The sequence below is a fragment of the Bacillota bacterium genome, assembly GCA_040754315.1.
In the GTDB taxonomy this organism is placed as follows: Bacteria; Bacillota; Sulfobacillia; order DUSP01; family JBFMCS01; genus JBFMCS01.
The window spans coordinates 1-12070 of sequence record JBFMCS010000062.1; the positions used below are offsets into that span (position 1 = coordinate 1).

Here is a 12070-nt window from a genome sequence, read left to right on the forward strand (position 1 = left end):
ATAGCTTGTAGGCCCTGTCGATCCGTTGAGCAATATCTTGTATCGCCTGGGAGCCTAACAGGTTCCAATAAGCGAAACGCTTTTTCTTCTTCAGTTTCGTGATGTGCTTCATCAGCTTATTGACGTTGAGGCTCTTTCCGTACAGCCGGTAGTATCTCCTGTGCAGGGCGATCAAGTGGTTGTAGAGGCTCCCCGCGATGTTGAGGGCCTTATGGAGCCTCTTATTGCGTTTCGACTGGTACAGCTTGAAGCAGTAGGTTTTCACTTGTTTTTCTGCTCCTCGATATACTTGCGAACCGTTTCTTCGGAGATGTGGCCGGCTGATTCGCAGTAATACGATCTTGTCCATAGGGTTGGCATCCGGCTTTTCATCCGCGGAATAGCCTTGGTTGTTGCTGATCGTTTCCATCGGTTTGGGTTCATGGTTTAATTATGCCATGATTAATTAGATATCTGATAGGCTTATATGCCGCCTTTCATCCCACCCTTAAAAGGGTGGGCTTTCCCAGCGGCGGATCGTAACCCCCGGAGAGGCTGGGGATACATTCATGGGTCTCCTCTACAGGCCTTGCCTGTTCCATGGCCCTCTTGATGACCCGGGCGTAGGCCGTGGTGTAGTCCTCCTCTCCCTGGCCCTCAGGTTTCACCATCTCGCCCGTTATGATCCTCCCTGCCAGCTCCCCGGCGGGCATTGAGGCTGCCCTGGCCTGGGAAACCGCCAGGTCTCGCTGGAGCTTGAGCATGTTGACGGGAGATCCCAGGCGGTTCATCTTCCCGTACTGCGTTGGGCAGTGGCACAGCGCCTCCACAACGGAGAAGCCCCTGTGAACCAAGGCTCTCTTTATGTAGCCCGAGAGCTCTAGGGCGTGATAGGATGTGGAACGTGCCACGTAGGTGGCCCCCGCCACCTGGGCCAGGGCCGGTATGTCCACGGCCCGCTCGGCATTGCCATAGGGCGTTGTGGTTGTGAGGCCACCCTTGGGGGTGGTAGGGGCATACTGCCCCCCTGTCATGCCGTAGTTGGAGTTGTTAAGCACCAGGGCGGTGATGTCCAGGTTCCTCCTGGCGGCGTGGAGGAAGTGGTTTCCCCCGATGGAGAGGCAGTCACCGTCACCCATGATGGCAACCACCATGAGGGAGGGATTGGCGATCTTCACGCCTGTGGCAAAGGGAAGCGCCCTACCGTGGGTGGGCTGGAAACCCGGGAGATTGAGGTAGCCCGAGGCCCTCCCCGAGCACCCGATCCCCGACACCACCACAACGTCCTCCCGCCTTACCCCCGACCCCGCCAGGGCGCGGATGAGCGCCCCTATGACTATGCCGTTACCGCATCCTTGGCACCAGATGGTAGGGAGCCTCTCTGGCCTCAGGTAGGTCTGGATGGTCCTGGCAAAACCGCCGGTCATGACGAACAGGCCTCCTTGACCACCCCGGCTATCTCCTGGATGCTTATCATCCTGCTGTCTACCCGGTTCACGCCCACCACCCGGACGTCCTTAGGGGCGGCCCTTTCCACCTCCCCCAGGATCTGGCCCAGGTTCATCTCGGGCACCACCGCCAGGGCAGCGCGGCCCAGGGCACCGGCTAACTCCCGGGCGGGGAAGGGCCATAGGATAACGGGCCTGAAGAGTCCCACCCTGCACCCCTCAGCCCTGAGGCCCTTGACCGCCGCCAAGGCCCATCTTGCAACGGAGCCGTAGGCCACGATGACCGCCTCGGCGTCCTCCAGCCAGTACTCCTCGTACATGGCCACATCTTCTGTCACCTTGGAGTTCAGGCGCCTGATGGCCCTGTCTATGGTGGGGGGATGACCCGTGCAGGGGAAGCCCGTGTCGTCATGGACGATCCCCGTGGTGTACCAGGTGTAGCCATCGCCGAAGCTGGCCATAGGGGGCACCCCGTCCCCTGCCGCCCTGTAGGGCTGGTACTCCTCCGGGGGCACCCCAGGTCTTGGGCGTTCCACTATCTCCAGGCTGCCGGGGACCTCCATGTCCTCGCTCATGTGGCCCACCATAGCGTCGCTGAGGATTACCACGGGTAGGCGAAACCTCTCAGATATGTTGAAGGCCTTCACCGTGACATCATAGGTCTCCCGGGATGACCAGGGAGCCAGGGCCACCACGGGGTGGTCGCCATGGGTCCCCCACCGCGCCTGCATCACATCGCCCTGGGCGGGGTGGGTGGCAACCCCGGAACTGGGCCCCACCCTCTGCACATCCACGACGACACAGGGCACCTCGGCCATGGCGGCAAACCCGAGGTTCTCCTGCATCAGGGAGAACCCAGGACCGCTGGTGGCTGTCATGGACTTAGCCCCGGCCATTGAGGCCCCTATGACGGCACCGATGCTGGCTATCTCGTCCTCCATTTGTATGAAGCTGCCCCCTACCTCGGGCAGCCGCCTGGCCAGGACCTCAGCGATCTCGCTGGCAGGGGTTATGGGATAACCCGCGAAGAACCTCATCCCCGCCGCTATGGCTGCCTCAGCGCAGGCCTCGTTGCCTGTCCAAACCCTGCGGACTCCCATGCCTTTCCCTCCCGTGTCCAGCGCCTACCACTTCTCCGGGGGCATTATCTTCCTGAGGCCCTCCATGCCGAGGCCCTCCCTGAGTGCTTTGACCAAGGCCTCTTCCTTCCTGGAGAGGTCCTTCAGGGTGGCCAGCACCTCCTCGACAAGGCCCAGGGGTATGCTGACCACACCCGTATCGTCCGCCATCACCACGTCCCCTGGGTTCACCCTGATCCCTCCGCAGGTAACAGGCCCGTTGATCTCAACCGCCTCGACCCTGAGCTTCCCTGTGAGGGGGGTCACCCCCCTGCTCCACACGGGAAACCCCTCGGCCCTCATGGCATCCACGTCCCGGACGCCGCCGTCAACTATGCAGGCGGCTATCCCCGCCCGGATAGCGGAGAGGGTTGAAAGCCCTCCCATGGTGGACACCCCCTCACGGCCGCCGTTGTCCATGACAACTACATCGCCCTCCCGGGCCAGGGCGTAGGCATCCCTGTCCCCCAGCCTCCCCGCCATGGACCTAGACTGCCCGTAGGTGGCGGTGCGCTGCTCCGGGATGTACCTTACGGTAATGGCGGGACCTGCCACGCTCTTGCCGGGGCACACCGGTCTTAGGACACTCGCGGGAACCGTCCCGGCCACCCCCAGTGAATCCAGGATGTCTGATACGGTGGCGGTGACCCCGGTGAACCGGCGGAGCTCCTCCAGGACCCCCTGGCAGGGCCTGGGTATCACAGGGCTCCGTATGACCTCCCGGGGCACGTTTCCGGGGGCTCGCTCCCGGTATCTCTCCCAAGCCTCTTCCACCTGCCGCTGGTCCATGGGCAGACCCTCCTCGCGGGAATCCTCTTCGGATGTGTTGGCTCAAATAATGAATATTGCGTACGTGCCCCCCGGACTCCTTCAAGGGCTGTTCCTCATAGCGGAAAAGGGTTCTGCTAGTCTTTGGGAGGTATGCGGGGCCGTGGCATAGAATGCCAGGGGACAGGTGCTGTGTTCTCGTGTGAGCGACGGGGGGTGAGCCACTTGCAGGGGGTATCCTTCAGGGTGGCCGGTGACAGGGCCCTGGCCGTGAGTCTTGGCGAGGAGGTAAGCGAGGACACCAGCAGGCGGGTGCAGTCGCTCTACAGGGCCATCCAGAGGGAGGGCATCCCGGGCCTCCTGGAGGCGATACCCACCTACTGCCAGATCTGCCTCTACTACGACCCCCTCATAACAGGTCCCCGCCAGCTCCAGGCGCGCCTTGAGGCCCTGGCCTCGGGCCTTGGCCCGGCAACGGAGGAGGCAGGCCTCGTGGAGGTCCCTATTTGCTTTGACGGCGAGTGCGCCCTGGACCTTGGCGCCCTGGCAAAACTCCACGGGATTCCCAGGGAAGAGATCATAGACATCTTCCTCGCCCGGGAGTACCTCGTGTTCATGCTAGGCTTCCTGCCTGGCCAGCCCTACCTGGGGGTACTGGATGAAAGGCTGGAGACACCCAGGCTCCCTACCCCTCGTTCCATGGTGGCCGCCAGGGCCGTGGGCATCGCTGGGCGACAGGTCACCATCCTCTCCTACGACACCCCTTCGGGCTGGCACTACCTGGGGCGGACCCCGCTGGACCTCTTCGATGTGGGCAAGGAGCCCCCCGTCCCCCTCAAGGGGGGTGACAGGGTGAGGTTCGTGAGGATAGACTATAGCGCTTACCACGCCATGCGGCGGGAGGTCCGGGTAACGTGAGGCCGGCCGTGTTGAGGGTCCTGGACGGGGGCTTCCTCACCACGGTGCAGGACGCAGGCCGGCCAGGCTACCAGGAGCTGGGGGTGTCCGCCTGCGGCGCCATGGACGCCTTTTCCTACTTTGTCGCCAACAGCCTGGTTGGCAGCCCGCCCGGGGCCGCTGTCCTGGAGGCAACCCTCTACGGTCCAGTCCTGGAGGCCCTGGAGCACCTCTCCCTGGCGGTGACAGGGGCCGAGACCCAGGTAACCTGTGACGGGCGGCCCGTGCCCATGTGGGAGGCCTTCTTCCTCCCCAGGGGCGCCCGGCTCTCCCTGGGGGGCTACACAGCGGGTGCCCGCTGCTACATCGCTATCAAGGGTGGGATAGACGTCCCCCTGGTGATGAACAGCCGCTCAACTGACCTCCGCACGGGATTCGGCGGCCTTGAGGGCCGCAGGATCGGCCCCGGGGACCTTCTAGGTCCCTGTGATGACCCGGCGCCCGGCGCCGAGGTGGGAAACCGGCTCCCCCGGGATCTGCGGCCAAGGCTCGGGCCAAGCCAGCGGGTGCGGGTGATCGTGGGGCCTGAGGCTGACCACTTCCGCCAGGAGGGCATCGACACCCTCCTGGGATCCGAGTACACCCTGACCCAAAAGGTGAACCGCATGGGATGCAGGCTTGACGGGCCCACCATCCGCCACAGTGAGAAGGGGCCGAACATCATAAGCAACGCAGTGCCTGACGGCAGCATACAGGTGCCCGGGGGCGCAAAGCCCATCTTGATGCTGAAGGACAGCCAGACAACGGGGGGCTACCCCAAGATAGCGGTGGTGACCTCGCCTGACCTTGACCGGTGCAGCCAGGTGGTCCCTGGAAACAGCCTTTCCTTCCAGGCTGTAAGCCTGGAAGACGCGCATGCGGCCTACAGGGAGTACCGGGGATTCCTGGATGACCCACCGCTGGAGAGGCCCAGGGGGATGAGGGTGTTCATGGTGCGGCTGAGGGGCGCGGGGGACTTCCACGTAACCCTGGAGCCCTCCGGTTGAGGCCTGGTGGGGTTGTTAACTAGCATTAGGGAGGGAAGAGCGGGTGAGAAACCTTAAGCATGACCTGAAGGCATCCAGGCCCGTCCTCGGCGTGTTCATGGCCATCCCCAGCCCCCAGCTGGTGGAGGTGGTGGCGCTGGAGGGGTTCGACTTCGTCATCATTGACGAGGAGCACGGCTCCTCCCCCAGCTCCGGGGCCACTGAGAGCCTGGTGCTCTCGGCCTACGCCTCCTCCATCTACCCCATAGTCAGGGTGCCCTGCGCCAGTCGCTGGGCGATACTGAGGCCGCTAGACCTGGGCGCCAAGGGGGTCCAGGTGCCTCTGGTCTGCACCAGGGAGGATGCCCAGGCTGTGGTGGGCTTTGCCAAGTACCCTCCACTGGGTACCCGGGGCGCGGCCTTCTCCACGCGCATGGGCAGGTATGGGCTTGATACGGGCCCTCAGGCCCTCCAGAGGGCAAACGAGGAGTCCCTGGTCATCGTGCACGTGGAGAACCGGCAGGGAATGGACAACCTCGATGAGATCCTGCGGGTGCCCGGCATCGACGTGGTGTTCATCGGTCCCACGGACCTTTCGGTGTCCCTGGGGCACCCCGGTGAGACGGACCACCCTGTGGTGAAGGAGGCCATAGAGACCATCCTGGGAAAGACGATGGGGGCTAACCTGCAGGCGGGCATCTACGTGACCGGCCCCGGGGACGCCGCCAGGAGGCACGAGCAGGGGTTCACCTACCTGGCCACGGGCATCGCCGGCCTGGTCATGAAGGGATGCAGGTGGATGCTGGGCCGGTGAGACTGGCCCCGCATACCCGAAAGGGTGGTCCCGGCGCTGCCCGGAGGCGTGCCGGGACCGGTTTCATCCAGGGGGGTCACCCCCTGAACCAGTCTATCTTTTGGATAGCGTAGGCCCCCTGGATGCGCCGGTTCCTTACGGGGTCCTCCATCTCGAACTCGAAGTAGTCCGATACGCCCAGGCCTTCCTTGGCCAGGGCGGCCACTGTCCCGGAGTACACCACCGCCCCCTCCAGGGAGCCCGTGACGTGCCTCTTCATATGCTCCAGGAGGTCGCCGGGGGTCAGGATCAGCGAGAGAGCCGCCTCCTGGTACATGGTCTTCCTGCCCCGCCCTGTCCAGCTCCGGATGACTACCTGGTCCCAGTGGTCCTTGATGTCATTGTAGGACCACACCCGGGACGCCATGACATTGGGGGTAATCCGCTTGGACGCGGGGATGTCCAGCCGTTCCAGTTCCCGGTCCGTGTGATCGCTGCCCACTCCCACCCACATCCGGCCACCGGAGAGGAGGAGTACGTACTCAACCTCCCCAGAGGTCTTGTCCCCGTAGACCTCTATGCTGTCCCCCAGGGTCATGCGGTCCCGGGGGATGGCGAAGAACACCGGGGTTTCAGTGGGCGGCGGTATCCCTTCCCTCTCCAGTTCCTCGACATGGGCCATGACAGCGGCCCTGTCCCGCCCGGAATAGCCTCCGTTGATGACCCTGTTCACAGGGAAGTCAAACCTGCCGTTATCATCCTCCAGCCTCAGCGTGAGCAACATCCCACCCCCGTTTAGTTCTTGACCTGCAACAAGACATCTTGAAGGAGACGGCAAAGACCCACTATCGTCTGGACAGCAGGGCCCATTGCCGTCTTTCGTCTTTCCTCCATTTTTCGGGCCAGGGCCAGGGGCACTACCATCTGGTGTTCCCGAACCCCCGGAGAGTACCTGTAGACGGGCAGTACACCCGCGTGTCTAGACCAGTGCTCACCCGATCTCAGGCTCCCGGAAAGCCCGGGCCAGAGGCTGTTCGCCACGTGGATGCCCCCGGTCCAGGCAGGCTGCTCTACCAGCACCCCAACGTGGAGGTCGAGGATATCCTCGCCGGCGAATCCCCCGAAACACACCCAGTCCCAGGAGATGCCCTCCGCAGTGCCGTGCCTGGCAATCATGGAGGCCTGCACCTCCTCATCGAGGCCTACGGCGAACTCCAGGTTCATGAGCTGGTGATGTGCCTCCCGGATCACCCTCTGGGCCAATTCCCGGTAGACGCAGGCCGGATCCTTCACCATGAGTCACCCCCCACCAGGCGTCCCGACTTCATCACAGTGTGTACCCTAAGGAGGTCACCCGGGCGTTCCAGGGGGTTCCCGTCGATGGCCAGGACATCGGCGAGGCAGCCCGGCTCCAGGCGGCCGATGTCGTCCCTCCCGCAGGCTTCGGCCCCTACCAGGGTGGCTGCCCTGAGGCTCTCCATGGGGTCCATGCCCATCTCCCTGAGGGCGGTTACCTCCATGTGGTAGTTCTCCGGGGGATGCAGGGGAGCCCCGGCGTCTGTGCCCACGGCGATCCTGACCCCCTTTCGTATGGCCTCGGGGAGGCTCTGGCGCTGGGCATCCACCACCTCCTGGACCTTTTCCCTGACGTAGCCCGGTATCCCTAGTTCCACGGCGTCCTCCCGGCTTGCCCTGAGGAACCATGAGGCCGTGGGTACCAGGAACACCCCCCTTTCCCTCATGGTCTTGAGGGCTTCCTCCCCCGCGTAGTTGCCGTGCTCAATGGCATCAACCCCAGCCTCCAGGGCCTCCTTGATGCCCTGGAGGCCCTCGGCGTGAGCCGCCACTGGGATCCCCTTCCTGTGGGCCTCCCTCACGGCCACGGACATCTCCCCCGCGGTCATCTGGGCTGACCCAGGCTCCTCGCCCGGGGTGTAGACCCCGCCGGTAGCCATCACCTTGATCAAGTCAACCCCCGCCTTGATCAGGCTTCTCACCGCCTTGAGGATATCCTGCTCGCCGTCGACCTCCCAGGCGACCACGGGGTGCATGTGCCCCCCGGTCATGGTCAGGGGCGCGCCGCTGGTGATGATGTTGGGGCCAGGCCAGAGCCCCTCATTTACGGCCCACCTCAAGGACAGCACCGTGTCCATTAGGGACCCCACGTCCCTAACGGTGGTGATCCCGGCCACGAGATGGCGGCGGGCCTGGGCGGCCGCCACCATGGCCACGCGGGTGGGAGAAAGGCCCCTGATCCTGGCGTCCGGGTCCGCCGAGCCATCCCAGACCAGGTGAACGTGGGCATTCACAAGGCCCGGCATCAGGAACCTGCCGCGAAGGTCGAGAACCTCAGGGTCGCCCCGGGTTACCGGGTCGCCCTCCCCCATCTCCTGTATGCGCTCGCCCTCAACGAGGATATAACCCCTGTCTATTACCTGCCCTGCCCTGGTGTCCAGCATGGGACCACCCTTGATTAGAAGCATGGCACTTCCCCTTCCTGTGGGGATGGGGAAGGCCCCTCAAGGCCATGAAGGGCCCCCCCGGAAGCCCCCGATCTTTGGCAATCTACCTGTCAGGGAAGAAGGGCCCCCACAGGTTCTCCGGCGCCGGCCTCGTGGCCAGAGTGGCCACGACCAGCGCGACTATGCCTGTGAACACCCCGGTTGCCACAGGGGGTATGCCTATCACGCTGGTCCCGAACCGGAACTGCCAGAACAGGAACACCGCCAGGCCGCTGGTGATGGATACCCAGACGGATGTGGCGTTCACCCTCTTCCAGTACAGGCCTATCAGGGTTGGCGCGAAGAAACCGATGGCCAGGAGGCCCCAGCTGAGTCCCGCCACGGCGATGAGCATCGGGTGCTTGTAGGTGGTGAAGACGAAGGCCAGGGCCCAGACGACTGACACCATGATGCGGCTTATCCAGAGGAGCGAGCGCTCGGGGGTGCCCGGCCAGAAGTTCTTCACGATGTCGATGGTGGCGCAGCCGGCGACCAGCACCATCTGGCTGTCAATGGTGGACATGGCCGCAGCCAAGAGGCCCCCAAAGAGCAGCCCCGTGAAGACCGGCGGCATGTAGGTCATGAATAGGTGGGGGTAGATCCAGTCTCCTGTCATCCCCTCCGGCATGGTGGGCACGAGGATCCGCCCTCCCAGGCCAATGGAGGTGAACAGGAAGTAGATCAGGCACAGGGCCACCCAGGAGTAGGCATACTTCTGGAGGGCCGTCTTTATGTCCTTGGCCGACTGCATCCTCACGAGGTACTGGGGGTGGGTGGCCACGCCGCCCAGCCACGGCAGCATCATGAAGAAGATGGCCAGGGGCACGTAGGGACCCAGGGCGCTCACCAGTGTCCCGGGCACAGGTGGCACCCCGCCCGCCACCGGGGGTGCCGTCACCTGGGAGAGACCGGCGTACATGCCCGATATCCAGCCTACCTTGGAGAGCACCCAGAAGCCGCCGATGAGGGTAACCGCCACGAAAACGACGGCCTGGAAGACGTCTGTCCATACTACAGCCATGTAGCCGCCCATGAGGGTATAGGCCAGGCACACCAGGGAACCGATGAGGAGCCCATGGATGAAGGCGCCTCCCGTGGCGAGGCTCCACACGATACCGATGGCACTGAACTGCACCACAAGGGAGAAGATCACGGCGATGATGGTGATGATTCCGGCCAGGACCTGCAGACTCCTGGAGTCATAGCGGATGGCGTAGAACTGCGGCGGGGTGTTGAAGGTAACCCGTCTGTAGCGAGCGGCCACAATGGGGCCGAACAGGGCGCCGCTGGCGTAGAAGATGGGAAACCAAGCCCCCGCCACCCCTATGTTGTAGACCACACCAATCCCCGCCAGCATGGATACGGCGCTCAGGTAGGTGGCCAGATAAGTGCCTGTTGAAGGAAGAATTCCCAGCCTGTGCCCGCCGACGATGTAGTCTTCCACGTCCCTGGTTTGCTTCATGCCCCAGTAGCCTATGTAGAGCACCACCAGCAGGTAGATGATGATGATCCCAAGAACCAATCCCTCCACCTCCCTTTCATAGCTTTCGCAGCATAATCCAGGCCGTGACCACAGGCAGCAGTGTGACCGCCATCATGAAGAGTATGAGTCCCACGAACCCGCCCATGACATCTCACCCCCTTTGCCAAAAAGAGTATAGGGGACGTAGGGTCCCGCTAGTCTGGCCGGGCAACCGGCACTGGACTGGTGTCCAAGGACATGGAGGCGGCATTGCTTGGTGCGTGCGGAGGGATGAAAGGGTGGCAGTGCAATTTCAGGCTTTCGTCAATTGCCGGAAATTCCCTTCCAGGGGCGTTCCGCATGGAGGAAAAAGGAGAGCGCCCGTAAGATGGGGCCACCCGATCCGGGGGCTTGCCAAAGGCGCTAGAGTAATGGCGTGCCTTGTTCTGCAGGGCCTCTCTATGAATATGGTGGCGTTGGGCTTGGCGTGCTCCAGAAGTGTTTCAGTGGCCTCCCGGGCATCTCGGGGGTCTTTGGGAAGCCACGCCAGTACCTCTTGGTCGGGGATGGCCCTGGTCCCCTGGATATCCCTTCCTGTGATGACTCCGGCGCAGCGGCAGGCAGCCTCAAGGGAGCCGGCGAGGGCTCCCCGGGGGCGATAGCAGCCACCCGCTGGAGGGTTCAATCCATCCCACCATCCTCCGGGGTGCCGCACCATTCCTCTAAGGAAAAACAAGGCAAGTGGGTCTTCCAATTCCTAGATCAAGCAGTGTGAATCTAAATGTTAATCACTCTTTTCGGAACTATCGCAGGAAAAACCTGCCGCATACAGAAAAACTCCTTAAAGCCTTCCGGCGAACTCCGAGCCCAGGGAGCCCCTGACCAGTCCAGGGAGCCCTATATGAAAAGCCGGGATCACCTCGCGTTTTCTGGAAAGGGGGGATTCCACTTTACAGCTAATGCCAGTGGGCACTGGATGCAGATCTACCGGTGGCCGAAAGGCATTCCTGAGCCAGGGTACTAGATGCGACGCTCATCAAAGTGGGAATCAACTAAGGGGGGGTTACACAAGATGAGATCCAGCGCGTTGGCCCTGTTGCTGGTGGGGGTGATGCTAATCGCAAGCGCCTGCGGGACCGCGACACCCGCCCCGGAGCCCGAACCCAGTGAGGAGGAAGAACCCGCCGAGGAGTTCCCCAGTGAGATCAAGATCGGTGTGGTATACCCGCTCACGGGGGCCGTTGCCATGGTGGGCAATGACATGAAGGCCGTCATTGAGCTGGCCGCCGACATAGTGAACACTAACCACGACCTTGACATGCTCCTTGCCCGTACCGAGGGTCTGCCCAACCTTGGCGGGGCCAAGGTAGTTCCCATCTTCGCTGACCACCAGGGAGACCCGGAGATCGGTGCCGCCGAGACTGAAAGGCTCATTACCCAGGAGGGTGTTGTGGCCGTGGTCGGCGCCTACCACAGCGCCGTTAGCGCCACGGCAAGCACGGTCTGCGAGAGGCTGGGCATTCCCTACCTTAGCGGAGAGTCCTCCTCCCCCATGCTCACGGACCGCGGTTTCCAGTGGTTCTTCCGCACGAGCCCTCACGACGTACACTTCTCGCTGGCCATGTTCGACTTCCTTGAGGAGTTCCAGGAAAAGACCGGTGAGGAGATCAAGACAATAGTGCTCTTGCACGAGGATACCCTCTTCGGCGAGGACAGCGCCAACATCCAGACAGGCCTGGCCGGGGACAGGGGTTACGAGGTCCTGGACAGGATGCGCTACAGCCAGAAGGCAGCAAGTCTCACCAGCGAGGTCCAGAGGGTCAAGTCCCTCAACCCGGATGTGTTGATGCCCACGTCCTACGCGCCCGATGCCATCCTCATGGTACAGACCCTGGAGGAACTCAAGTTCAATCCCAAGTTCGTCATAGCGCAGGACGCCGGTCATGAAGACCCCACCTTCGTCCAGGCGATGGGCCTGAAGGCTGAGGGTACCATAACCCGTTCAGTGTTCAGCCCGGAATTCGTCGAGTCAATACCCCTTGTCAAGCCCATCAATGACATGTTCGTGGAGAGGCACGG

At 63.0% G+C, this 12070-nt stretch carries 12 protein-coding genes and 1 pseudogene; 4 read left to right on the plus strand and 9 right to left on the minus strand.

Going from position 1 to position 12070, the window contains the following annotated elements; genetic code table 11:
• The 5 genes and pseudogenes from AB1576_13795 to AB1576_13815 form a co-directional block, all read right to left on the minus strand.
• On the minus strand, positions 1 to 265 hold a 265-nt coding region (locus AB1576_13795), incomplete at its 3' end, for an RNA-guided endonuclease TnpB family protein (protein MEW6082798.1).
• Positions 262 to 378: pseudogene (locus AB1576_13800) on the minus strand (transposase). The gene AB1576_13795 and the pseudogene AB1576_13800, both read right to left, overlap by 4 nt.
• A 98-nt stretch (positions 379 to 476) precedes the next feature.
• The gene (locus AB1576_13805) at positions 477 to 1406 is read right to left on the minus strand and encodes a thiamine pyrophosphate-dependent enzyme (protein ID MEW6082799.1); all 930 of its coding nucleotides are present in this window, start codon (positions 1404 to 1406) and stop codon (positions 477 to 479) included.
• Positions 1403 to 2527: a 2-oxoacid:acceptor oxidoreductase subunit alpha gene (locus tag AB1576_13810; GenBank protein ID MEW6082800.1), complete on the minus strand. Its 1125-nt coding sequence runs from the start codon at positions 2525 to 2527 to the stop codon at positions 1403 to 1405. The genes AB1576_13805 and AB1576_13810 overlap by 4 nt, the downstream gene beginning before the upstream one ends.
• 24 nt (positions 2528 to 2551) lie before the next feature.
• Positions 2552 to 3334 (minus strand): RraA family protein, encoded by a 783-nt coding sequence (locus AB1576_13815; GenBank protein ID MEW6082801.1) that lies wholly within the window; start codon positions 3332 to 3334, stop codon positions 2552 to 2554.
• A 132-nt stretch (positions 3335 to 3466) separates the two neighbouring features.
• Here AB1576_13815 and pxpB point away from each other — a divergent pair, with 132 nt between their 5' ends.
• From pxpB to AB1576_13830, 3 genes are read left to right on the plus strand one after another with little or no spacing between them, the layout of a single operon-like run.
• Positions 3467 to 4231, plus strand: coding sequence for a 5-oxoprolinase subunit PxpB (pxpB, locus tag AB1576_13820; protein ID MEW6082802.1), 765 nt, complete (start codon positions 3467 to 3469; stop codon positions 4229 to 4231).
• A complete protein-coding gene (locus tag AB1576_13825) occupies positions 4228 to 5256 on the plus strand; it encodes a biotin-dependent carboxyltransferase family protein (GenBank protein MEW6082803.1) in 1029 nt (342 codons plus the stop codon). Before pxpB ends, AB1576_13825 begins: the two co-directional genes overlap by 4 nt.
• Before the next feature lie 43 nt (positions 5257 to 5299).
• On the plus strand, positions 5300 to 6049 hold the full coding sequence (locus AB1576_13830; protein MEW6082804.1) for an aldolase/citrate lyase family protein: 750 nt from the start codon (positions 5300 to 5302) through the stop codon (positions 6047 to 6049).
• 76 nt (positions 6050 to 6125) lie between these two features.
• On the opposite strand, the gene AB1576_13835 is transcribed toward AB1576_13830, so the two are convergent.
• The 4 genes from AB1576_13835 to AB1576_13850 form a co-directional block, all read right to left on the minus strand.
• Positions 6126 to 6809 carry a DUF2848 family protein gene (locus AB1576_13835; protein MEW6082805.1) on the minus strand — a complete coding sequence of 228 codons (684 nt, stop codon included), beginning with the start codon at positions 6807 to 6809 and terminating at the stop codon, positions 6126 to 6128.
• 14 nt (positions 6810 to 6823) lie between these two features.
• Positions 6824 to 7321, minus strand: a complete 498-nt coding sequence (locus tag AB1576_13840; protein ID MEW6082806.1) for a hypothetical protein — start codon at positions 7319 to 7321, stop codon at positions 6824 to 6826.
• Positions 7318 to 8511: an amidohydrolase family protein gene (locus AB1576_13845; protein ID MEW6082807.1), complete on the minus strand. Its 1194-nt coding sequence runs from the start codon at positions 8509 to 8511 to the stop codon at positions 7318 to 7320. Before AB1576_13845 ends, AB1576_13840 begins: the two co-directional genes overlap by 4 nt.
• Before the next feature lie 82 nt (positions 8512 to 8593).
• The gene (locus AB1576_13850; GenBank protein ID MEW6082808.1) at positions 8594 to 10051 is read right to left on the minus strand and encodes a sodium:solute symporter family protein; all 1458 of its coding nucleotides are present in this window, start codon (positions 10049 to 10051) and stop codon (positions 8594 to 8596) included.
• A 1012-nt stretch (positions 10052 to 11063) separates the two neighbouring features.
• On the opposite strand from AB1576_13850, the gene AB1576_13855 reads away from it, so the two are divergent.
• On the plus strand, positions 11064 to 12070 hold a 1007-nt coding region (locus AB1576_13855; GenBank protein ID MEW6082809.1), incomplete at its 3' end, for an ABC transporter substrate-binding protein.

Bases quoted from the DNA above. Each gene is read 5' to 3' on its own strand.
- AB1576_13805 (MEW6082799.1), bottom strand. From the start codon at position 1,406: ATGACCGGCGGTTTTGCCAGGACCATCCAGACCTACCTGAGGCCAGAG.
- AB1576_13810 (MEW6082800.1), bottom strand. From the start codon at position 2,527: ATGGGAGTCCGCAGGGTTTGGACAGGCAACGAGGCCTGCGCTGAGGCA.
- AB1576_13815 (MEW6082801.1), bottom strand. From the start codon at position 3,334: ATGGACCAGCGGCAGGTGGAAGAGGCTTGGGAGAGATACCGGGAGCGA.
- pxpB (MEW6082802.1), top strand. From the start codon at position 3,467: ATGCGGGGCCGTGGCATAGAATGCCAGGGGACAGGTGCTGTGTTCTCG.
- AB1576_13845 (MEW6082807.1), bottom strand. From the start codon at position 8,511: ATGCTTCTAATCAAGGGTGGTCCCATGCTGGACACCAGGGCAGGGCAG.